Origin of the sequence: Marinobacter sp. HL-58 (assembly GCF_001314605.1) — a bacterium.
Taxonomy (GTDB): domain Bacteria; phylum Pseudomonadota; class Gammaproteobacteria; order Pseudomonadales; family Oleiphilaceae; genus Marinobacter.
In genome coordinates this window covers 187,450-210,387 of the sequence record NZ_LIHP01000018.1, presented here as the reverse complement: position 1 = coordinate 210,387, position 22,938 = coordinate 187,450, and the positions used below count along the sequence as shown (strand labels likewise).

Below are 22,938 nucleotides of genomic sequence, written 5' to 3'. Positions count from 1 at the left end.
GCTCCGCCATCCATGGCTCCGCACGGTTTCAGAAGGCCGGTTCACACCCAGCGCTCTATCTGATATCGGGAGTTTACGCTTGTGAACGGCCGGGATAACGGCTTAACGCTTCATACAATGTATGAACAAATCAGATGGATGGTGTGACCAGGCTATTCATAGTGGCAGCAACACCGTTTACGTGGTTGCGGATCCAGCGGTGGGCGGGGTCATTCTGGTTTCGTTTGTGCCATAGCATCAGCATGGTGAAGGGCTTGTAGTCGAAGGGCAGGTGCGTCCAGGCAAAGTCCTTCAGTAAGTGTTCACTCATGCGCATTGGGGCGGTGGCCAGCATATTGGTTTCGCGCAGGAAACCGGGCAGGCCGGAGAAGTTGGACACAGTGACGGCCGTTCGCCGGGTAAGGCCCCTCGCGGATAGTGAGCCTTCAAAAGCCGTTTTTTCGCCGGTGCCGAACAGGATGCCGATGTGGTCCGCCTGAAGGTAATCCGCCAGGGATTCCGGGGCCTGCCGGTGGGCGGGGTCGTAGAAAACCACCATGCGATCCGCCATCAGGCCCCGTTGCATGATGTCCGTGGCTTCCGGGGCGTGTGGCGAGAGAATCAGGTCGCACAGGTCCTTGCGCAGCATGTCCGCCGTCGGTATGCCGGAGGGAATGACCTGCAGGCGGATGCCGGGGGCTTCCCGCCGGAGGACCGACAGCAGCCCGGGTAGCAGCAGGTCCCGCTGATAGTCGTTGGCGGCGACGGTGAAGGTAAATTCGGCGGTGGCCGGAGTGAACGGCGGGCCGGAGGACAGGGAGTGGAGGTCGTCCAGAATCTGGCGAACGTGGGGCCCGGCCTGGACCGCATAGCGGGTGGGCACAATGCCGCGGCCGGATTTTACAAACAGGGCATCGCCCAGGGCCTGGCGCAGGCGGTCCAGGGTGTGGCTGACGGCGGACTGGCTCACCCCCAGGCGCACCGCCGCACGGGACACGCTGCCTTCGTCCAGCACGGCGATAAAGGTGCTCAGGGAGCGAATGTCCAGGTTGAATGTATCGATCGGGTTCATGAATGGGAGTGTACTCCAGAACGGCGAGTTCCCAATAGTGCTATTGCCGGGGTGCTATTTTTGAATATACATTCAGGCTTCCTTGAGGCATGGTTCAAGGGTGAAATAAGTTGAATGCATGGTGTAGGAGAACCCGATGAAGCCGATTCTGGCGTTTGATGTATACGGCACCCTGGTCGATCCCATGGGCATGGCCGATTTACTGGCACCGGATGCGGGGGGCGCGGCGGAGTCTGTCAGTGCCCAGTGGCGGGAGAAGCAGCTGGAGTTTTCCTTTCGCAAGGGATTGATGCGCATGTATGAGGATTTCGGGGCCTGTACCCGGCAGGCATTGCGTTACGCGATGGCCAGCCATGGGTTTGCGCTGGGCCAGGAGCGGGAGGATGAGCTGATGGCCGCCTACCTTTCATTGCCGGCGTTTGATGATGCGTTGCCAGCGCTGAAATCCCTGGAGGGGGATTATCTGATGTTTGCTTTCTCCAATGGCACCTATCCGGCGTTGGAGAAGGTGCTGGGGCACAATGATCTGTTGGCGATGTTTGATGGGCTGGTGTCGGTGGATGACATCAGGAGTTTCAAGCCGGACCCGGCGGTGTATGCCTATGCGCGGCGGGCGACGGGGGCGATGGAGCAGCCGCTGTGTCTGGTGTCGAGTAATGCCTGGGATGTGATCGGGGCCCGGGCGGCGGGGTTGATGGCCATTTGGGTGCAGAGGGATGCCGGGAAGGTTTTTGAGGACTGGGGGATTGAGCCTAATGCGGTGATTCGCAGTCTTTCGGAGTTGCCTGCTACCTTGAATAACCTGTAACTCTGGTGGAAGCGAAGTGCGTCGATGGCTTTCCAAAACACGCTGTAAATACGTCCCTGTACGCTTGGGCTCCGCCATCCCTGGCTCCGCACAGTTTTGGAAAGCCATAGACGCACTTCGCCCATAGTTGAGAGCCAGCGTTTCAGCTCAATCCGATCTTTTTGCCAACCACTCTGCCATTTCCATCCAGCTTTCCCTCGGCGCCTTGCTGCCGGCCAGGATTCCCATATGACCACCGGGGGTAACCCGGAAGGTGACGTCTTTGGAGCTGACATGGTCTTCGATGCGCTTGACCGCGCCGGGGGTGGCCAGGGTGTCGCTGTCGCCGGCGATGGCCAGTAAGTTGGCGTTTACGTTTTCCAGGCGGGCCACGTCTTCGCCGATCTGGATCTGGCCTTTCGAGAGTTCGTTGTCGATCCACAGGCGCACCACGGCGTCCTGGACGATGCCGCCGGGGTAGGCGACCATGCGGTCGAGGAAGGCGGAGGTGGTGGCGTGGCTGGCGACGAATTCGCGGTCGCCGAGGCGGACGAGGAGTTCCCAGTAGCCCATCACGCTGCCGATGGGGTTGGTGAGCTTGAAGCCGATGGTGTTGGCCCAGCCGGGGGTGTGGAACCAGTGGGGTTTGACGTCGTGGAGGCGGAAGCCGGTGCGTTTGCGGATGAAGTCGGCCACGTCGGATACCCGCTGGTACATCAGCCCCATCAGGCCGGAAGCGTGGCTGTCGATGGGGGAGCCCAGCACGATGGCGTTGCGGATGTGCTGGTCGCGGCTGAGGGCGGAGTAGAACAGCGTGAACATCCCGCCCAGGCTCCAGCCGTGCAGCGACAGCTCCTGCTCGCCACTGTGCTCCCGTACCCGGTTCAGATACGCCGGCAGCAGCTCCGCCACGTAGGTATGAAGATTGTAGTGGCTGTGCTGCCGCGTAGGCACGCCCCAGTCGATCAGGTATACCTCAAACCCCTTCGCCCGCAGGAAGCGCACGAGACTGCGCTGGGGAAACAGGTCGTAGATCAGCATGTTCACCGCCAGCGGTGGCACAATCACAATCGGGGTCTTGTGGGGAGTGCGCTCCACGTTGATCATCTCGCCATCCAGCTCGATAAAATCCTCGGCCAGTGGCGGGTAGTACCGCAGGCTCACCAGCCCATCGGTATACAACGTCTCGAACGGCGTTTGCCCCGCCTGCACCAGGCTGGCGGCGCGGAATACCCGGTCGAACGCGTTGCCGGCATAAAGCGCCGTCTGTCGGGTCAGCCCCGAGGTTTTGTTGAAGACATACTGCAGTGGATCGGGCATCGAAGCATCCATCGTTGGTACGGTTTTCATCCAGAATATCTATTTCGTTTATGTCATTGTGACGGCCAGAAAGCGTTATCTGAAAAGTAACAGGGGAGGAGGGGACAGGCCTTTGGCAGACCGTGCATTGCCAGGGATGGCAATGCCGAGCCCCCATGGATGGGTTCACGGCGTGTCTGACGAAGGCCTGTCCCCTCCTCACCATCGCTCCTCAGCTAACAGGCTAGGGCCAAGATTACCGGCCAACCCCAAATGCGGCTATGGCAAGAACGTCCATCCCCATTGGCAAACCGGTCACTTCAGGCCACTGCCCAAATGCGCCAACCATTGGTATCATTCGCCCATCGCAAAACACCAACAACAGGACAACCATGCTCAGCTTCCTGCCAGCCCCGGTCATCGGCGTCATCAGTTCCTTCCTTCTGGGCCTCAACACCCTGTTCTGGTGTCTGCTGCTCTACATCCCGGCAATCCTGAAACTCATCATCCCTCACCAGGGCTTCCGGATACTGTGCACCAAAGTCATCATCTGGATTGCCGAAGCCTGGGTTGCCTGCAACACCGGCTGGATGAAGCTCACCCAGGGCACCAAATGGACCGTCCACGGCGACGAAAAACTCAAACGGGAAAGCTGGTACCTCGTGCTCAGCAACCACCAGAGCTGGGTCGACATCTTTGCCATGCAGCGGGTCTTCAACCACCGGGCGCCGTTTCTCAAGTTCTTCCTCAAGCAACAGCTGATCTGGGTGCCGGTCATCGGCCTGGCGTGGTGGGGGCTGGATTTCCCGTTCATGAAGCGCTACACCCGCGAGTACCTGATCAAGCACCCGGAAAAACGCGGTGAAGACCTCAAAGCCACCCGCAAAGCCTGCGAGAAGTTCCGCTACACCCCTGTCAGCGTGATGAACTTTGTGGAAGGCACCCGGTTCACCCAGGCCAAGCACGACAAACAGAAGTCAAAGTACACCCACCTGCTGACACCCAAGGCCGGCGGCGTGGCCTTCGTTCTGGATGCCATGGGCGATTCCATTGAAACCCTGGTGGATGTGACCATTGCCTACCCGGGCGGTGCGCCGACCTTCTGGGACTTCATGTGTGGACGGGTTCGGGAAGTAAAGATGGAAATCGACACGGTCGCCATCCCGGAGTACCTGAAGGGCCGGGATTATGCGACGGATGCCGAGCACCGCAAGAACGTAAAGAACTGGCTGGCGGAACAGTGGCAGGCCAAAGATGAACGCCTGTCGAGAATGCTTGAGGAGAACTAGCGGTTGTCGCTGTCCTCGTCGTCTTCGACTTCGTCAGGGTGCTCTTTCTTGTAGCGCTCCCACTCTTCCCAGTCGTGGGGCGTACCGGCATGTGGCCGCTTCAGGTGTTTGGCGTGCTCCATGGCGTTGTGGCGCAGGCTGTGGTCCCGCTCCTCTTCTTCCTCTTCGAAGCCATACTTCTTGAGGAATTCAGTTGGGCTGATAGGCATCCGGATTCACCTCCGCGTTAGATAGCTGCCTCTAGATATCTACGATGGTGCTCCGGCGCCGGATTTTCAAGCATCGCCAGTGCTGTCAGCCCCGCTGTCCGAGGCCGGGCCCTGTGCCGGTGTTTCCACGAGATTGAACAGAATCTGTTTACGCTCATCGTCCACACCGGCGAAGGTTACCGTCACCGGCTGCTCAAGCTGGAAAGTGCGGCCGTTCTTGTTGTGGGTCAGGCGCAGGGTAACCGGATCAAAGCCGAATTTTCCTTCCAGGGTCTTGCAGCTGACAAAGCCTTCCAGGCCGTTGGCATCAAGCCGTACGAAGAAGCCGGAGGGGGTTGTGCGGCTGATGACACCGGTCATCGGTTCTTCACCCAGATTACGGGCGAAATCACTCTTGAGCCAGCTCTCCAGGCTGTTGGCCGCCTGCCGGGCCCGGAACTGGGTCAGTTGCAGTTCGGCCAGCTGGTTTTCGTCAAGGTCTGTCAGCGGTTCCTGCCAAAGGATGGATTTAATCAGCCGGTGAACGTGGAAATCGCTGAACTTGCGCAGCGGTGAGGTAAAGGTGGTGTAGGCGGCCAGCCCCATGCCCTGGTGGGGCGCGGCGGTAAACGACAGCTCGGCGCGGGCAAGCTGGCGGGAAATGATGGCCTTGAGCGGCACTTCCGAGTCCAGCCCCTCGGTCTGCTTCATCAGGTCGCGAAAACCCTCCGCACTGGTGGCATCCACGCCGGCGAGGTCCGGGGCGTAGCCTTCGAGGAGGGCGCGAATATTGTCGGCCCGGTCGTCCCGCAAGCCGGGATGCTGGATAAACAGCCCCTTGTCCTGCTGGCCGAGGAAGTCGGCCGCGCAGCGGTTGGCGGCAATCATGCACTCTTCCACCAGCCGGTGGGCTTCGTTCTGCACTGAGGGTTCGATCAGCCGGACTCTGCGGTTCTCATCCAGCCGCAGGCGGAATTCCGGACGGTCACCGTTGACCAGTGCGTGTTCATTACGCCACTTGCGCAGCGCCGTCGCTGCCTGGTGAAGCTGGTCAAGGCTGTTGGACACGCTGTCCGGCAGCGCCTTGATGTCGTCGTCTTCCCGGCCTTCGATCAGGTTGGACACCAGTTCATAGCTGAGTTTGCCATGGGAACGAATCACCGCCCGATGGAAGCTGTAGTCGCCCAGGCTGCCGTCGTTGTTCACCTGCAGGTCACATACCAGGGCCAGGCGTTTCACGTCGGGCATCAGTGAGCACAGGCGGGTGCTGAGGGTATCCGGAAGCATCGGCAGCGGCTCACCGGGGAAATAGATGGCGGTGGCGCGGCGGAAGGCTTCCTGCTCGGCCGGGCTGCCAGGCTCGATAACCGCTGTGGGGTCAGCAATGGCAATGGACAGTTTCCAGCCGGTGGCATTGGGCTCGGCCAGCAGGGCGTCGTCCATGTCCTGGGTGCCGGGGCTGTCGATGGTGACGTAGGGCTGGTCGGTGCGATCCTCGCGCCCTTCGCCTTTTGCTTCGATGACGGATTCATCCAGTGCCTCGGCCTGCTTCTGAACCGGCTCCGGCCAGGTGTCCGGCAGGTCGAAGGTGGCAACCGTGAAGGAGCGTTCGATACCGGCCTCGCCGGCTTTGCCGATCACTTTCAGGATTTTTGCCTGGCCCTTGCCATCCTTGATTGGATGCTTGTGGATACGGCAGTAGATGTAGTCGTCCGGCTCGGCATTCTGGCGCTCCTTCGGCGGAATGAAAATCCAGCGGTTGATGCCGGGGGTTTCCGGCACCACGAAGTGGCCCTTGCCCTTCACCAGATAACGGCCCACGAAGGTGTCCAGCCTGGTTTCCAGCAGCTCGTCAATCACGCCCTGGGTCTTGCCTTTATCGCCTTCCTGCTCGGTGATATTGACTCGGTCGCCCGGAAGGACTTTCTGCATTTCCTCCGGTGGCAGGAACACATCCCTGCCTTCATCCAGTGCGACAAATCCGAACCGTCCGTTTGTGGCCTTGACGGTACCAGGATACACCACCTTTTTTTCTTCAATATCGGATTTCAGCTGGCGCAACTGGCTGAGGGCGTCGGCATTGAGCATGAACAGAACCTGACTGGATAAAATTTGAGTGTTGCGGAGGAGTATACCGGTTATGACGGTATGAGTCAGACCCGTTACGCGGGGTTAATTTCCCGGTCCTGGCCATCAACAATCAAGACCCGGTTCCGGCCCTGTTGCTTGACCCGGTAAAGCGCCTGGTCGGCCTGTCGCAGGATGGTGTCGACATCGTCGCCGGGTTGGCAGAAATAGCCGCCAACACTGACCGTAACGGGCGTTCCGGTCCGTATGCTGTCCCTTTCGATGGTTTCCCGAATACGTGAGGCGATCTGGTGCAGGGTATCCCGGTCACAGTGGGACAGCACCACAACGAACTCGTCGCCACCCCACCGGCCGGGATGGTCGTAGGGGCGTACACCTGCTTTCAGCCAAAGCGCGACGCGGCATAGGATCTCATCACCTGCCTGATGCCCCAGCTCATCATTGATGGACTTGAAGTGATCGATGTCCAGCCAGATCAGCCCGAAGCCGGTGTCTTGCCGCTGTGCCCGCTGTATCTCCTCGGCCAGTGCCTCGTCGAGCCCGCGACGGTTTTTCAGGCCTGTAAGGGCATCTATGCGCGCCAGACGGTTCAGTTCGTCAGTGCGCTGTTCCACTTTCTGTTCCAGTTCACGGGTTGAGTGTTTGAGGGTGTCCGTCATTTTTTCGAAGTGGCTGGCGAGACGGCCCAGCTCGTTATCCGGCTTGTCCAGTTGTGGGAGGGAAAAGCTGCCACCCTGAACTTTCTGCACAGCGCTCTCCAGGCTGATGATGGGCTTGAGGATGCGCGAGCGGATAATGAGATGAAACAGTATCAGGGTGATAATCAGGCTGAGGAGAAATACTGCAACCAGAGGCCACAGGTAACTGCTGGGCAGGAGGGTGTTCAGGTCCAGCAACGTAATTTCAAACCAGCCGATGGCGGGCAGGAATGCCACACCAGCGAGGTGTTTTCGTCCGTCCACGGTCACAAAGCTGCTTTCCACAGCGCCGGTGGTACCACCCCGGTTTTTCAGGATCTGCAGCATGCCCAGTACTTTCTGTTTGTCCTCGGCGTGGTCAAACAAGAGGTCCACGGTGCTTTTCTGGCCCTCGGGCTTGATGATGCTTGCAAAGTCGATGTAGTTGCGATCACGGTATAACTGGATCGCGCCATTGTAATCAACGAACAGGGTTGTAATACCTTCCTGCTCTATATCAACGATATCCTGCAGGAATGCGTCCAGATCCATGCCGGTGCCGACCATTCCGACAATGCGGTCATTCTCATCGCGCATCAGAACGTCGATCCAGAGCTTGGTGACACCGAGCTCGGTATCGGGGTTCACATTGAGATGGAAATTGCGGCCTTCCTCAATCAGTTGAAAGAACCAGGCGTCTTCGGGCTTGTCCGGATCGAGTTGATAGCGTAACTGATTGTCTTCAAACTCGTTATCGGCGTTGTTGTAGTAGTAATTGCGGGAATCCCGGAGCGCTACGAAATAGCTGTTGTCACGAAAATTGCTCCGAAAGCTTTCCATTTCACGGATGGCTTCGCGTTTTAACGCCTCGTCCTCTGGTGTTGTTGCCCATTTCACGAGGGTAGACGAATCCGCCATCTGGCGCGCAAGGCCGATTTCCCGTTCCAGTGACTGCAACAGGCGGGCACTGTCGTAACGTACCTGTATTTCAGCGACCTGTTGACCCCAGCGTTCGATAATATCCTCGGACAGCGCCCTGTAGGCCAGCCATGACGCCAGTGAAGCGGTGATCATCAGAATAGCGGCAAGACCCAGAAGGCGGGTTTTAAGGCTCAAGAGCGTCTCTCGTATCTATGGAATCTGTCCAGTAGATATCATAGAGCAGGGGTGGCAAAGAGTGTAGGAAAAACAGGCAGGACCGCGATTGCAGCCCTGCGCAGAAGGAATTCCCTGTCAGGAATCTGAGCAGGAGAGCCTGTGGGCAGACAGCCTAGTTGTATTCTGAAAACACCTTGGTCTGGCCACTCTCGTTGAACATCAGCACCTGGTAGGGATCCTTGCGGTCACCCATTTCCATGCCCGGTGAGCCCGCGGGCATACCCGGAACAGCGAGCCCCTTTGCCTTGGGGGCATCGGCAATCAGCTGATGGATGTCTTTGGCAGGCACGTGGCCTTCAATCACATAGTCGCCCACGAAAGCGGTGTGACAACTGGCCAGTGAAGAGGGCAGCCCGGCATCCTGCTTCAGGGGATTCAGGTTGTTGGTTTCCGTCACTTCCACCTTGAAGCCGTTTTCCTTCAGGTGGTCTACCCAGTCCGTGCAGCAGCCGCAGGTGGGGGACTTGTAGACATGAATGTCTTCCAGTCCGTCATCCGCCTGTAGCTGGCTGTTCAGGCCAACGGTGGCGATGAGGCCAAGGGCCAGCATGTGTTTTTTCATGACGTTACCTCAGTGGTGATGGCTGTGATCGTTATCGGGTTTGCTGCCTTCGGAGGGTGACAGCCAGAACCACCAGACAATGGCAGCCATCAGGATCAGTCCTCCGGCATTGACCAGAAGTGTGCTCATTGGTTCCCCTCCTTGCCGGCCTTATGGCTGGTCTTGAACAACCGCAGCCGGTTGGCGTTGGTGACCACCGTCACCGAGGACAGCGACATGGCGGCGCCGGCCAGTATCGGGCTCATCAACATTCCCCATAGAGGGTATAACAGCCCGGCGGCCACCGGTATACCCATGGAGTTGTAGATAAAGGCACCAAACAGGTTCTGGTGAATATTACGTACGGTGGCCCGGGATATCTCAATGGCATCCGCAACACCGTGCAGCGATCCCCGCATCAGGGTGATGCCGGCGCTTTCGATGGCCACGTCGGTTCCGGTGCCGATGGCAAAGCCCACGTCGGCAGCCGCCAGGGCGGGAGCGTCGTTGATGCCGTCGCCCACCATGGCCACGGTGTAGCCCTTGCCGCGCATTTCGCTGACGATGATGGACTTGTCTTCAGGCAACACCTCGGCACGGTAGTCATCGATGCCGGTTTTCTGGGCAATGGCCCTGGCGGTAGCGTCCACATCGCCGGTGACCATCATCACCCGGATGCCGGCATCGTGCAGGCGACGGATCGCGGCCTGTGAATCCGCTTTCACGGCGTCGGCAACGCCGATCACGCCTACCGCCTTGTTACCCAGTGCCAGGAACAGTGGCGTTCCCGCTTCCGAGGTAATGGCATCGGCCTCATCCTGTAATCCGTCCAGATCAATGCCTTCGCTTTCCAGCCAGCGACGGTTGCCCAGGCGCAGGGGCTGGCCTTCCAGTTCGCCCATTACGCCCTTGCCGTTGAGGGCTTCAAAGCCCGTGACTGTCTCCGGGCTGGCGCCTTCATCCTTTGCTTTTGCCATGATGGCTTCTGCCAGGGGATGTTCCGAGTGCTGTTCGAGGCCGGCGGCCAGGGAGAGCAACCTGCGGGAATCCTCGTCCGTGGCGTGGAGACGCGTTACAGCCGGATGGCCCTCGGTAATCGTGCCGGTCTTGTCCAGAATCACCAGGTCCAGCTTGCCGGCAGTCTGCAGGGCATCGCCCTGGCGGATCAGGGCGCCGTATTCCGCGGCCTTGCCCACGCCCACCATCACCGACATCGGGGTAGCGAGGCCCAGGGCACAGGGGCAGGCAATGATCAGCACCGTGGTGGCTGCGACCATCATGTGCACCACCGCCGGCTCCGGCCCGACGTTATACCAGACCAGTGCGGATACCACGGCAATCAGCATCACACTGGGTACGAACACCGACGAAATCCTGTCCGCCAGGCGCCCGATGGCAGGCTTCGACCCCTGGGCTTTCTTGACCAGCCGGATGATCTGGGCGAGGGCGGTTTCGCTGCCGACGCGGGTGGCCTTGTAGATAATCGAGCCGTGGGTGTTCAGGGTGCCGGCGGACACCTCGTCGCCTTCACCCTTGCTCACGGGCATGGGCTCACCGGTGAGCATGCTTTCATCAATGCGGGTATGGCCCTCGGTGATTTCCCCGTCCACCGGCAGGCTCTCCCCGGGGCGCACCCGGATATGGTCGCCGGCGCGTACCTGCTCCACCGGCAGGTCCTGCTCCTCGCCATCGCGGATCACCCGGGCCGTCCTGGCCCGAAGATCCAGCAGCCGCCGTACCGCTTCCGACGTCTTGCCCTTGGCCCGCAACTCCAGGGCCTGGCCCAGGTTGATCAGGCCGATAATCATGGCCGACGCCTCGAAATACACATGCCGCGCCATCTCCGGCAAGGCATCAGGAGCACTGGCCACCACAATGGAGTAAAGCCAGGCGGTGCCGGTACCCAGGGCAATCAGGGTATCCATGTTGGCATTGTGATGCCGGAAGGCCTTCCAGGCGCCGGTGAAGAAGTGGCCGCCAGTGGCAACCATCACACCGAGGGTCAGAACGCCCAACGTAAGCCAGGTCATCTGGTTGTCTTCGGTGACCATCATGGACCCAAAGCCCATACCGTAAACCATCAGCGCGACACCCAGGCCGAGACTGACGGCCATCTTCACCAGCAGGTTCTTGTATTGTTTGCGATCCTCTTGCTGCTTCTGGTCATCCGCCGCATCCGGATCCTCGATCACGCTGGCCCCGTAACCGGAGCTCTCCACGGCCCTGATCAGCGCCTGTGGGTCCGCGTGCCCGGTGGCCGTGGCGGTATTGTCCGCCAGGTTCATATGGGCACCGGTAATGCCATCCACCGACTTCAGGGCCTTTTCAATGGTGTTTACACAGGAAGCACAGGTGGCGCCGGTCACCGCCAGATGGATCTGGTCACCGTTATTGACGACCCCCTGTTTACTCTCCTCCATCTCGGATTCCCGCCCGGTTTCAGGTTCGGGCTGGCGCTCATCAGAATGACAGTGATCGTCCTCCGATGCCGACCCGGTAGCGGACGATTCCTCCAGGGGCGAGGCGGGATAACCGGCCTCCGTCACGATACGGGCGGCCTCGCGGGTATCAATGCCGTCGGGCAGGGCGACCGTCTGCTCATCCAGATTCACCTCAACCTGGTCCGCACTGCCGGTCAGTGGCTCCAGCGCACTACGAATCTTGCGCGCACAGCCCTGACAGGACGCGCCGGAAATCGACAGCGCCGGGTGTAATGCGGTTTTCTCATTCATGGAGCATCACTCCTTACGGGTATTTTCAGGGACAGACTCATCCCAGTGTTCAATCAATCGGCAAATCGTATGACCATCCGGCGTACCGTCCGGCATGTCCTGCCAGGCCGATAGCGCCGCCGTCATACGCTCGCGTAGCTGCTGCAACTCGGCAATCTCCCGCTCCACTTCCGCCAGCCGCTTCTGGAACACATCCCGCACCATGGGACAGGGCGAATGATGATCATCCGCCTGCTCCAGAATCTGGCGGATTTCCGGCAGCGAGAACCCCAGCTGCCGGGCCTTGCGGGCAAATCGCAGCCGTCGCAGGTCTTCTGAATCGTATTGCTGGTAGTTGTTGTCCGGATTCCGGGTGGGTTTCAGTAACCCTTCCCGGGTATAAAACCGGACGGTATCCGGATTAACGCCCGCACCTATCGCTATCTCTTTGACTTTCATAGCTACGATCACCATCGCAAAAGTTAGCCGAGTGGGTGGGTGGAACCATCTTCCGAAACTGTGCGGAGCCATGGATGGCGTAGCCCAAGCGTACATGGACGTATTTACAGCGTGTTTCGGAAGATGGTTCCACCCACCCACGGAGTGCACCCAAGCATGAGTGCTGTAGACATTAAGGATAGCCTAAAACCTGTGAGCTACTCACAGGTCAAAGGTTTTTTCAGGAGGAGTCTTTCGAGCGGAGGAAGGTACCGCAGGCTTTGCACTGGTCAGGTGCCATCAGCTTGGCCTGCCAGCCAATCTTCTGGCCACAGGCCGGACAGGCCAGCCGCAACTGCAGAATGATAATGGGGGTAATCAACAGCGCAATGAGAACGCCCAGCGGCCCCCAGCTCTCACCAGTGGAAAGCCCAAGCTGGCTGCTGAACACCAGGATGACAATCAGCGAAAAGAACGCAAAAATGAAATAGCCCTTGTTCCAGGCCTCCCACCGCCGCAGGCGTTCGTTCTGTTCGGTGGTCAGATAGTTTGAACTCATAGATCGGTACCTTGAAAGCTGATACCGGAATAGTGGTGATTCGGGGCGCTCATTTCAATCAGGTACCGACCGGTGTATCCACATTCAGCACCCCTTCGGTCAGCGCCTTCTCCAGTTCAGCGGCAGGAATCGGGCGGCTGATCAGATAACCCTGGACCAGGTCACAGCGATGATTCTTGAGGAAATCAAGCTGTTCCCGGGTTTCCACGCCCTCGGCCACCACCTGAATGCCCAGGTTATGGGCCAGATTGATCACCGCCCGGGTAATCACCGCATCGTCATGGCGTTCGGTCACATCCGTAATGAAGGATCGATCGATTTTCAGCAGATCCACCGGGAAGTCCCGCAGATAACCCAGCGAAGAATAGCCAACGCCAAAATCATCAATGGCCAGATGGACGCCCAGTTTGTGGAGCTTGGAGAGCTGGTTAAGATTATGTTCGATATTCTGGATGAAGATTTCTTCCGTCAGTTCCACTTCCAGCCGGTCTGCCGGAACACCATGGGATTCCAGTACATCCTGAATGTGGTCAACAATGCTCTCATCATCCAGTTCCCGACCGGACAGGTTCACCGCAATACGCAGGTTGGCATAGGGGCCATCCTGCCATTTCGCCAGCTGGCGGCATGCGGCCCTGACCACCCAGCGACCAATATCGGTAATGCGACCGCTCTCTTCGGCCAGTGGAATGAAATCGAGTGGGGGTAACAGACCTCGGCGGGGATGCTGCCAGCGGATCAGCGCTTCCACACTGTTTATGGATGAGTGATTGAGATCAAGCTGGGGCTGGAAATACAGTACAAACTCATCGTTGGCCAGGGCCTGGTTAAGATCCTTGTCCAGCTCCAGGCGCATGACCTCCCGGTCCTGCATGCCCTCGGTATAGAACTGATAGGTGTTGCGGCCCTGCTCCTTGGCCCGGTAAAGCGCTATATCGGCGTTGCGCAACAGGGTGTCGGTATCCAGGCCACTCTGGGGATAGACCGCCACACCCATGGTTGCAGTAACTCGGTGTTTCTCCCCCTGAACATCAAAGGGCTCGTCAAAACACTGTTTGATCTGGCCCAGCAGGTTGATGACATCGTCGATGTCTTCCACATGCTGCTGGCAAACCATGAATTCATCGCCACCGGAATAGGCGACCATGATTTTTTCATCGCTGAGGGCGTTCAGGCGCTCTGATACCTTGATCAGCAGTTCATCCCCGAACTGGTGGCCAAGGGAATCGTTGAGCATCTGGAAACGGTCAAGGTCGATCATCACCAGGGCAACCTGGCGCATCTGCCGGTCGGCGATACTCAGGGTATGGGCCAGGTCTTCCATGAAAAACCGGCGATTGGCCAGGCCGGTCAGTGTGTCGGTTGTTTCAAGCCGTGCAAGGTTCTGCTGAACGGCCTGGCGTTGATGGATTTCCGCGTCCAGTTCCCGCCTTGTTTTCAGCAGGGCCCGGTTACGCTTGAGAATCTGCTGAACCAGTAATGTTGTAAGGCTGGTCAGAAGTCCCATGCACAACATGACCACGAAAGTGACGAAAGGCCAGTCGCTGCGCTGATTATTGACCCAGGACGCAGAGGGGGTCACTGTCAGCGTCCAGTCGATGGTCGGTAATTCAACGCTGGCTGAGCTTGAAAATGAAGAATTCGTAGTGGCTGACTGGTTCAGTGCGTAAGCCGGTTCGCCATTGTCGAAGATATCAATACGGAATGACTCCAGTGCGCGACTGGTGAGCAGGTGCCTTGCAAGGACTTCCATCCGGAATACACCTGCGATGAAACCATTGTTGGCCTCACCGGAGAATACCGGCGCATATATGACCAGACCCTGCCCACCCTGTTTAAGGTCGATAACACCGGAAATATCCAGGTTGCCGGTTGTCTTCGCCTCTTCGAGTGCCTGGCGGCGTTCGGGCGAAAACGCAACGTTGTAGCCAATGGCGTCTTCGTTGCCCTCATAGGGCTCCATCCAGCGGATTACGAAATTGTCGTCAATCCACTCAATGGCCTGGTAGACGCCAAAATCGGCAAGGTAATTGCGCGCGTCCTGTTCCCAGATTTCCCTGGATATGTCCGGAGCAGCTTCCCGCCGTTTTGCCATGCGCCGTATGGCCTCCGCATGAACCAGGAATTCCCGCTCAAGGCGGTTGGCCATGGACAGGGCTTCGTTGTCCAGATTGGCCTGAATCTGTTTGCTGTCCTGCTTTTCAATACCGAAGTACAAACCCAGGGCTATGGCCAGAAACACCAGAAAAATCAGTACTGGAAACGCCGGGTTCAGCAAGCCCCTGACGAACGGGGTTGGCGCTGATGCAGGTTTGTCCACAGAGTGCTCCGGTTGATGAATTGACAGAACAGGGTATCGGCCGAATTCACCTGATTATGAGGGATAAACGCGATGACCTGTTACTAATTGTTGGATGCGCGCTTGCAATGATATCCCGTATGCGCCGTCAGGCAATGGCTGAACGATCTCGGGTTGTTGGCCTGGCGTGGGTTTTGCCAGATCAATGATTCTTGGCGTAACGGGTTTTTTGTCGGCATCAAGAAGCACCTCGACCCTGGGTTTGAGTTTCTTGCCAGGATGAACAGCGACAATCAGCGCCACGTCTCCGGTCGTCAGTTCAACCAGGGTTCCGGGCGGGTATATACCAACCATCCGGATAAAGGTTTCCACCATGTCGGCATCAAACTGTCTGCCCCGGTTGCGGTACAGAACACGGATGGCATCGGAGGCCGGCATACCGTCCCGGTAACAACGGTCACTGGTCATCGCATCAAAGGCATCGACAATCGATACCAGCCGGGCGAAGCGGCTGATCTGCCATTCCTCCAGTTGCTGCGGGTAGCCACGCCCATCCATTCGTTCGTGATGGTGGCGGGTGACATCAGCGATGATCGGGTCCAGTTCCGGGTCGGACTTCAACAGCTCATAGCCGTAGGTGGTGTGTTTCTGCATGATCGCGAATTCCTCGCGGCTCAGGGCGCCCGGCTTGTTGAGTATCTCTGGCGGCACTTTCAGTTTGCCCAGGTCGTGAAGCAGGCCGCACATGCCGGCAATCTCCAGATCTTCGTCCGGCATGCCAATAAAGCGGGCGAATGCCACGGTAAAAATAGCGACCCGCAGGCAGTGCTCGGCGGTGTAGGCATCCCGCGACTTGATACGGCTCATCCAGAACATGGCGCTGGCGTTGGCCTTGATACTTTCAACACACTCACGAATAACGGGGCGGGCATCCTGGAGGTTGAGATCATTTCCCCGCTCGATGTTACGGGTTACCTGCTCGACAAAATTCTGTGTTTTGCTCCAGGCTTCCCGGGCCCGGGGGATCTCCTGCGCCAGTGGCCGGGTTTCCTGCATCGGGCTGGAGGTAAGCTGCTTGTGCAGCGTGACCTTGTCCAGGGCGCCGGCTAACAGCTCCTCTTCGCCTTCCACCAGCACCCATTCACAGTACTGGCGTAAGATACGGGCCTGTTCGACGTTTTCGATGGTAAAGCCCTGGAACAACACAGGCACCTCGGTCCAGGGGCGGTCGAGTTTGACCACACGCATGCCGGAGGTGAGCAGGTCGACCGGGAGCCGAACCCGCACAATGCCGGATTGGGTATCGTGTGCCAACGACCCTGCCTGGGAGCGGGTTGTCGGCTTTCGCGGGGAGACTTTGCTGGTTTTACGTCGGAACCACATGGCTCTGCCAGTCTTCTGATTGTCTGACCGGAGTATGGCAGAAATCCTGTTTCCAGAACAGGTATGTGGCTACCGTACTACCCCGCCGGCAGAGGGGATCACATTTCCGGTTGTGTCACCGGCGGAATGCCAAGGCGCGGGATTTCCTGCTTGGGGCATTTGTCCATCACAACGGTGAGGCCGGCCTTTTCCGCGCGCTCCGCACCTTCTTCATTAATAACGCCGATCTGCATCCAGATCACCGGTATCTGCTGTTTGATGGCAGAGTCGATGATCGGGTCGGTACGGTCTGGAGCAAGAAAGACGTCCACCATGTCCAGTGGAGTGCTGATGGATCCGAGGTCGGCATGGACAGGTTCTCCGAGAACGGTCTTGCCTGCCAGCCGGGGGTTGACCGGTATCACCCGGTAGCCGCGACCCTGGAGATAGGCCATCACTTCATGGCTGGGACGGTTGTGCTTGTCACTGGCGCCCACAAGGGCAATGGTACGGACAGTTTCAAGTATTCTGCGTAGCTGTTCGGGATTATTTCGGGACATGGGGATACCGGTTTGTCAGGTGGCCCGGTGTGCCTCAAGACAGACAGACACCGATTCCGCGTAGCGTAACGCATGGGGCTTGTCGATTTCCACTGCCGCCCAGCTGACGGCCTCATGTTCCATCACGATGCTGAGCACTTCGTGGGTAAGGCGTTCCAGAAGAGCAAACCGGTTGCCGTCTACGTGGCTGATGATCTGCTTGGTAATGGTGCGATAGTTCAGGGCTGCCCCGATGTTGTTCTGATTGATGGCGTCTGCAGCATCGTAGGTCAGCCGAACATTAATCAGCACATCCTGCTGATTATTGATCTCCTCTTCCTTGATTCCGATATAGGCGCGTAACAGCAGATCCTTGATACGCACGGTTGCCTGGTTGTTACCCGTCACTGCAGTCATCTGGCCTCCTGTTTACCATTGGCTGTTCAGCGGTCCCGAATCAGTGTCAGGAATTCTGTGCGTGTGGCCTGGGATTTCCGGAACTGGCCCAGCATCATCGACGTCTTCATGCGGGAGTTCTGTTTTTCCACACCCCGCATCATCATGCACATATGCTGTGCTTCGATAACAACAGCTACGCCCTTGGCGCCGGTAACCGTTTCGACGGCTTCTGCAATTTCACGGGTCAGGTTTTCCTGGATCTGCAGCCGGCGTGCATACATATCAACAATGCGGGCAAACTTGGACAGCCCGAGTACCTTGCCCTGGGGCAGGTAGGCAATATGACACTTGCCGATAAATGGCAGCATGTGGTGCTCGCACATGCTGTACAGCTCTATATCCTGAACCACCACCATCTCATCCATGGCGGATTCGAACACAGCGTTATTCACCAGGCTTTCGAGGCTCTGCTTGTAACCCTGGGTAAGAAACTGCATGGCCTTCGCTGCCCGCAGTGGGGTGTCTTGAAGGCCCTCTCGGCCCGGATCTTCGCCCAGGCCTGCGATAATCTGCTGGAAATGGCTGGCCAGGTCGTCAAGCTTGTTGGTCATAAAGGATTCCGCTGTCTGTAATCGGTGTAAAGGCGAAAGCTTAAGGGAATTTGCCAATGTCCTCCAGAATTACGACAACAGGGTTCAAAAAGACCACCACAACTGATCCACATCGCAAAATGCCAGGCTGGATATGGCGGGCCCGGTTGGTTTGATTTAGAGTTTCACTCTGAGGCAGGTTTCAGGAAACCGGAATGGAACAGGTAATAGCAGGAGCGCAGGGCCTGACAACCCAACGCGCAGAGACAGGGACGCTGGAAAGCTGGCAGCACGAAGGCAAATGGTTTTCCTACGGTGGGCATGCCATATTCAGCCGCATGGCCGGGCAGGGCGATGCCCTGGTGCTGCTCCATGGCTTTCCCACTGCCAGCTGGGACTGGAACCGGCTGTGGCCAATGCTGACTCAGCACCACACGGTTTTTACCCTGGATATGCTGGGTTTCGGCTTTTCCGACAAGCCGGCGCTTTATGATTACAGCATTGAAGATCAGGCAGACATGATCGAGGGCTGGATCGCCGGCCTCGGGTTAAAAAATGTCAGCCTTTTTGCCCATGACTACGGGTGCAGTGTCGCCCAGGAGTTGCTGGCCCGGGAACAGGAAGGTGTACTGCCGTTTGCGATCACCCGGGTTTGTTTCCTCAACGGAGCGCTGTTCCCGGAGGTGCACAGCCCCCTGCTGATCCAGAAACTGCTGCGCAGTCCCCTGGGAGGGCTTATCAGCCGGGGACTGACCCGCCGCACCTTTGAACGGAATTTCCGGCGGCTGTTCGGGCCGGGTTACGCGCCAGGCCAGAAGGATATGGACGACTTCTGGTATCTGCTGACCTACAACAATGGCCGCGGCATACTCCATAACCTGATTCATTTCATGGAAGAACGCCGATGCCACCGGCATCGCTGGGTTGGTGCACTGCAGAATGCCAAACAGCCGATGCGGCTCATTTCCGGTGTGGCGGACCCGGTTTCAGGTGCGGCAATGGCAAGGCGTTATCGCGAGCTCATACCGGATGCCGATGTGGTCAGCCTGCGCAATGTCGGCCATTACCCCCATTTCGAGAATGCCGGGGAGGTGTACCGGGCCTGGCGGGATTTTTGCCGGAAAGCACAGTAATCAGGCGTCGGTCAAAACCGGGTCGGCGTCCTCCGGTGGTGCCTCTTGCTGGCGCCGGGCCGCATTGGCAACCTGATTCCTGCCCCGGGCCTTGGCTTCATAGAGTGCCTGGTCCGCCCGGTTCAGCCATACGGACCAGGTTTCGCCCTTGTCGACTTCCGCCACACTGGCGCTGGCGGTAACCTGGATACCTTCAACAAATGGGCGGGCACTGATGGTGGTCAGCAGCTCCCTGGCGACTTTGTCGGCGTCTTTCTGGCGGGTTTCCGGCAACACCAGCATGAATTCTTCGCCACCAATTCGGAACAGCCGGTCGTTTTCCCTCAGCCGCTTGCGCAGCCTCGACGAGAGCTCCTGCAGAACTTTGTCACCAGCCAGGTGTCCCCAGCGATCGTTAATCGTCTTGAAATAGTCCATGTCCAGTAATATCAGGCTGGAGACCCGTTCATAGCGTTCGCGCATCTGGATCTGGGCATTGAGAACGTCCGCCAGTTGTGACCGGTTGAGACACCCGGTTAGAGGGTCAGTGGTGGCCAGCCGGGTCAGTTCCCCCTGCAGCCGCCCGACCAGCCAGGCAAAGATCATGACGAACAGGCAGGTCAGGCCCAGGGAGAAAGTAATACGCCAGAAATCCGCCTCAGGAAACTGGATAAACGACACCACGGACATACTGATCACGAAAACGATGTTACTGATCATCGCTTCCCGCAGAGGGAGCAGAAAAAACAGTGCGGCAGCGGCGGGATAGGCCCAGTAAAGGCCCGCATGGCCGTTAAGCAGGGTGGAATAGACCGCACACACCACCGCGAGTATCGGGAAAAGACGCCCGCGCATGAAGTAGCGGCTACGAAACCTCAGAAATGCAATCACCGTTACCGCATTCAGGCAGAAAACGGCCAGTAGCAGTGCCAAAAGGATGTTGTCCTGGCGCCATTGCACCATTACCAGCGGCGCCACGGCGACGAATGCCCAGAAGTGCAGGTGGTAAACGATCTGGCGCTTGAAACCGAGCACCGCCAGGGTAGGGTTTGTGGCCAGTTTGGTTGTGGCGGCAAGAGGGTTCACAGCATACTCCGGCTGTTCATTATAGGGCCATACATCCCGATACAGGCTTTTTCGAAGTCTAGCACGACCTTCCCGGGAAGAAAGGCGGATTTCAGCCATGGCCGCAATGCCACCACTATGGCTGCGCGGCGAGCAGTTCGCTAAACTTGCGGGTCCAGTGCAAGGAGCCGATATGACCGCGATCCACACCCGCCCGCCCGCGTTGACTGTCCGTGCTGGCCGCCGTGCCTTTGAGCGATTGCAGGAAAAGCCCTTTACCGCTGCCGATGTGCACGTTGTTCCCGGCGCGGCCGGTGGCCCGAAGGCGCTGGGCATATCCGGCCTCGACAAGGCCATCTTCGGGGATTTCCTCCCGCGGGTGCCCCAGATACGCTCGCTGATCGGCTCGTCCATCGGAAGCTGGCGGTTTGCAGCGGTGGCGTCCACGGATGACCCCAGGGCACAACTGGCCCGGCTGGCGGAGCTCTATACTTCCCAGCGCTTTGCCAAGGGCGTCAGCATGGCAGAGGTCAGCCGCAAGAGTGTGCTGTTCCTCGAAGAGCTGCTTGGCGGCCATGAAGATCATATCCTCAATCATCCCTGGTACCGGCTCAACATCGTTGTGGTCCGCAGCCGTGGAATGCTGGAGCACGATACCAAAGGCCGTCTCAGCCTGGGTCTGATGAACGCGATCAGCGCGAACATGGTTAGCCGCCGGCATCTGGGCCGGTTCATGGAGCGGGGTATCATCCACGACGCCCGGGTGAAAGCGCCGCTTGCGAAACTGGTGGACTTCCCAAGCCACGAAGTGGCCCTGAGCCGCGACAACCTGATGCCGGCCCTGCTGGCTTCTGCTTCGATTCCCATGGTCATGTCCGGCGTCCGCAACATTCCCGGCGCCCCGGACGGCCTTTACCGCGATGGTGGCCTGCTGGATTACCATCTGGACCTGCCTTACCAGCAACCCGGGGTTATCCTCTATCCCCATTTCACCGACAAGGTCATCCCGGGCTGGTTCGACAAGACCCTGCCCTGGCGCCGGGGCGACGCGACCCGGCTACAGGATGTATTGCTGGTGTCGCCATCACCGGAATACCTGGATTCACTGCCCGACAAAAAGCTGCCGGACCGCAAGGACTTCGAGCGCTACCTCGGCGACGACGCCGGCCGCGAGCGGGCCTGGCGCAAGGCCATTGCCGAGAGTTACCGCCTGGGTGAAGAGTTCATGGAGCTGGTGGATTCCGGCCGCCTGAAAGACGTTTTGCGGCCGTTGGATGGGAAGCGCTGAGTTTTCCTGTATGTTTCAGCCTGCTTGTTGGGGGGCTGCATCGGTGCGGGACACCTGTCGCAAACACGCCCGTAAATACGTCCCTGTAGGGCTCGGTCGCGCCATCCCTGGCGCTCCACGGTTTGCGACAGGTGTCCCGCACCGATGCCCGCAACTTTCCAGATATGGCCAAACGTAGGTCGGATTAGCGAAGCGTAATCCGACAATGGTTGATGCGCGCAAAAATGTCATAGGCCTATGGTTGTCGGATTACGCTTCGCTAATCCGACCTACGAGGCCTGCAACGAGGCAGAGCCTAAACAGCCACAGCCTCACGCTCGGGCAGGAAGTAGACCAGTAACGCCGCCATGGCCACCAGGCCGGATGATATCCACAGGCAGGCCTCCAGACCATAAATCTGATAGACCCAGCCGGACAGAATCGTGCCCAGAAGGCGGCCGGCGGCGTTGGACATGTAGTAGAAGCCCACATCCAGGGAAACCCCATCGCCACGGGCATAACTGACAATCAGGTAGCTGTGCAGGGACGAATTGACCGCAAACAGCACCCCGAACAGCAGCAACCCGCCGATGATGGCCAGTTCCGGCGCAATGCCGGCCATCAGGGCAAGGGCAATAAGCGCGGGAATGGCGGTCAGCACCGCTGCCCAGCCGGCCGCGGCCCGGCCCGGCATGGTATCCGGATTTCGGCCGGTCATCCTGGGGGCAATGGTCTGGATGAAACCGTAGCCAATGATCCAGGTCGCCATGAAGCCGCCCACTTTCCAGAAATCCCAGCCAAAGACCGTGTGCAGGTAGACCGGCAGGGCCACCACGAACCACACATCCCTGGCCCCGAACAGAAACAGGCGGGCGGCGGAAAGCACGTTGATGGCGCGGCTCTTGGACAGGATGTCGGTGAACCTGGGTTTCGCCTTGCTCTTGCCCAGTTCCTGCTTGAGCAGGAACAGACTGCTCAGCCACACCAGCAACAGGGCCCCACCCATGATCAGAACCGCACCGGTAAAGCCGGTGGACATCAGCAGCACGCCACCGAGGAAAAAGCCCACACCCTTGAGGGTGTTTTTCGACCCGGTGAGGATGGCCACCCACTTGTAGAGCTGGCCCTGTTGCTCATCGGGAACCAGCAGTTTGATGCCGCTCTTGGCGGACATCTTGTTCAGGTCCTTGGCAATGCCGGACATGGCCTGTGCCGCCATCACCCATGGCACAGTCAGCATGGCCGCAGGCACCGCAAGCATGCCCAGGGCAATGATCTGCAGCAGAAGCCCAAGGTTCATGGTGCGATTCAGGCCCATACGGGCGCCCAGATACCCTCCTACCAGATTGGTGACCACACCAAAGAACTCATAGAAGATGAACAGCAGAGCAATCTCCAGCGGCGAGTAGCCGAGCTGGTGGAAATGCAGCACCACCAGCATCCGCAGGGCGCCGTCGGTCAGGGTGAATGCCCAGTAGTTACCGGTGATGACCAGGTACTGGCGGATGGCCGGAGTCAT

General features: G+C 58.7%; 20 protein-coding genes. 4 read left to right on the top strand and 16 right to left on the bottom strand.

The window, feature by feature from the left end; translation table 11 throughout:
• Window positions 1-130: 130 nt before the first annotated feature.
• Complete coding sequence (locus HLUCCO03_RS17055; protein ID WP_027830142.1) at window positions 131-1,051, bottom strand: LysR family transcriptional regulator; 921 nt, start codon at window positions 1,049-1,051, stop codon at window positions 131-133.
• Between the two features lie 136 nt (window positions 1,052-1,187).
• On the opposite strand from HLUCCO03_RS17055, the gene HLUCCO03_RS17050 reads away from it, so the two are divergent.
• A complete protein-coding gene (locus tag HLUCCO03_RS17050; RefSeq protein ID WP_027830141.1) occupies window positions 1,188-1,859 on the top strand; it encodes a haloacid dehalogenase type II in 672 nt (223 codons plus the stop codon).
• Between the two features lie 147 nt (window positions 1,860-2,006).
• On the opposite strand, the gene HLUCCO03_RS17045 is transcribed toward HLUCCO03_RS17050, so the two are convergent.
• Window positions 2,007-3,158 (bottom strand): alpha/beta fold hydrolase, encoded by a 1,152-nt coding sequence (locus tag HLUCCO03_RS17045; protein ID WP_027830140.1) that lies wholly within the window; start codon window positions 3,156-3,158, stop codon window positions 2,007-2,009.
• Window positions 3,159-3,529: 371 nt separating this feature from the next.
• Between HLUCCO03_RS17045 and HLUCCO03_RS17040 the strand changes: the two genes are divergently transcribed.
• Entirely contained in the window at window positions 3,530-4,426 is an 897-nt protein-coding gene (locus HLUCCO03_RS17040; protein WP_027830139.1) for an acyltransferase, read from the top strand.
• Here HLUCCO03_RS17040 and HLUCCO03_RS17035 read toward each other — a convergent pair.
• From HLUCCO03_RS17035 to folE, 12 genes are all read right to left on the bottom strand, one after another.
• Complete coding sequence (locus HLUCCO03_RS17035; RefSeq protein ID WP_027830138.1) at window positions 4,423-4,635, bottom strand: hypothetical protein; 213 nt, start codon at window positions 4,633-4,635, stop codon at window positions 4,423-4,425. The two genes, HLUCCO03_RS17040 and HLUCCO03_RS17035, sit on opposite strands and share 4 nt — an antisense overlap.
• A gap of 66 nt (window positions 4,636-4,701) precedes the next feature.
• Window positions 4,702-6,702: a ribonuclease R family protein gene (locus HLUCCO03_RS17030; RefSeq protein ID WP_027830137.1), complete on the bottom strand. Its 2,001-nt coding sequence runs from the start codon at window positions 6,700-6,702 to the stop codon at window positions 4,702-4,704.
• Between the two features lie 74 nt (window positions 6,703-6,776).
• A complete protein-coding gene (locus HLUCCO03_RS17025; protein ID WP_027830136.1) occupies window positions 6,777-8,495 on the bottom strand; it encodes a diguanylate cyclase in 1,719 nt (572 codons plus the stop codon).
• Window positions 8,496-8,649: 154 nt separating this feature from the next.
• Entirely contained in the window at window positions 8,650-9,099 is a 450-nt protein-coding gene (locus HLUCCO03_RS17020; protein ID WP_027830135.1) for a DUF411 domain-containing protein, read from the bottom strand.
• Window positions 9,100-9,224: 125 nt separating this feature from the next.
• Window positions 9,225-11,810 carry a heavy metal translocating P-type ATPase gene (locus HLUCCO03_RS17015; RefSeq protein ID WP_027830134.1) on the bottom strand — a complete coding sequence of 862 codons (2,586 nt, stop codon included), beginning with the start codon at window positions 11,808-11,810 and terminating at the stop codon, window positions 9,225-9,227.
• A 6-nt stretch (window positions 11,811-11,816) separates the two neighbouring features.
• Window positions 11,817-12,248, bottom strand: a complete 432-nt coding sequence (locus HLUCCO03_RS17010; RefSeq protein WP_027830133.1) for a MerR family DNA-binding protein — start codon at window positions 12,246-12,248, stop codon at window positions 11,817-11,819.
• Between the two features lie 220 nt (window positions 12,249-12,468).
• Window positions 12,469-12,786, bottom strand: a complete 318-nt coding sequence (locus HLUCCO03_RS17005; protein ID WP_027830132.1) for a hypothetical protein — start codon at window positions 12,784-12,786, stop codon at window positions 12,469-12,471.
• Between the two features lie 58 nt (window positions 12,787-12,844).
• Window positions 12,845-15,106, bottom strand: a complete 2,262-nt coding sequence (locus tag HLUCCO03_RS17000; protein WP_036197089.1) for an EAL domain-containing protein — start codon at window positions 15,104-15,106, stop codon at window positions 12,845-12,847.
• Between the two features lie 54 nt (window positions 15,107-15,160).
• Window positions 15,161-16,468: an HD-GYP domain-containing protein gene (locus HLUCCO03_RS16995; RefSeq protein WP_027830131.1), complete on the bottom strand. Its 1,308-nt coding sequence runs from the start codon at window positions 16,466-16,468 to the stop codon at window positions 15,161-15,163.
• Window positions 16,469-16,566: 98 nt separating this feature from the next.
• Complete coding sequence (locus HLUCCO03_RS16990) at window positions 16,567-17,007, bottom strand: CoA-binding protein (RefSeq protein ID WP_027830130.1); 441 nt, start codon at window positions 17,005-17,007, stop codon at window positions 16,567-16,569.
• A 15-nt stretch (window positions 17,008-17,022) separates the two neighbouring features.
• Window positions 17,023-17,403, bottom strand: a complete 381-nt coding sequence (folX, locus tag HLUCCO03_RS16985) for a dihydroneopterin triphosphate 2'-epimerase (protein ID WP_027830129.1) — start codon at window positions 17,401-17,403, stop codon at window positions 17,023-17,025.
• A gap of 26 nt (window positions 17,404-17,429) precedes the next feature.
• Window positions 17,430-17,996 (bottom strand): GTP cyclohydrolase I FolE, encoded by a 567-nt coding sequence (gene folE / locus HLUCCO03_RS16980; protein WP_027830128.1) that lies wholly within the window; start codon window positions 17,994-17,996, stop codon window positions 17,430-17,432.
• 194 nt (window positions 17,997-18,190) lie between these two features.
• Between folE and HLUCCO03_RS16975 the strand changes: the two genes are divergently transcribed.
• Window positions 18,191-19,108, top strand: a complete 918-nt coding sequence (locus HLUCCO03_RS16975; RefSeq protein WP_027830127.1) for an alpha/beta hydrolase — start codon at window positions 18,191-18,193, stop codon at window positions 19,106-19,108.
• Here the strand turns inward: HLUCCO03_RS16975 and HLUCCO03_RS16970 are convergent, their stop codons facing one another.
• Window positions 19,109-20,173 (bottom strand): diguanylate cyclase, encoded by a 1,065-nt coding sequence (locus HLUCCO03_RS16970; RefSeq protein WP_027830126.1) that lies wholly within the window; start codon window positions 20,171-20,173, stop codon window positions 19,109-19,111. It lies immediately after the preceding gene.
• Between the two features lie 172 nt (window positions 20,174-20,345).
• Here HLUCCO03_RS16970 and HLUCCO03_RS16965 point away from each other — a divergent pair, with 172 nt between their 5' ends.
• A complete protein-coding gene (locus HLUCCO03_RS16965) occupies window positions 20,346-21,440 on the top strand; it encodes a patatin-like phospholipase family protein (RefSeq protein ID WP_027830125.1) in 1,095 nt (364 codons plus the stop codon).
• A 295-nt stretch (window positions 21,441-21,735) separates the two neighbouring features.
• Here the strand turns inward: HLUCCO03_RS16965 and arsJ are convergent, their stop codons facing one another.
• Window positions 21,736-22,938 (bottom strand): organoarsenical effux MFS transporter ArsJ, encoded by a 1,203-nt coding sequence (gene arsJ / locus HLUCCO03_RS16960; protein WP_027830124.1) that lies wholly within the window; start codon window positions 22,936-22,938, stop codon window positions 21,736-21,738.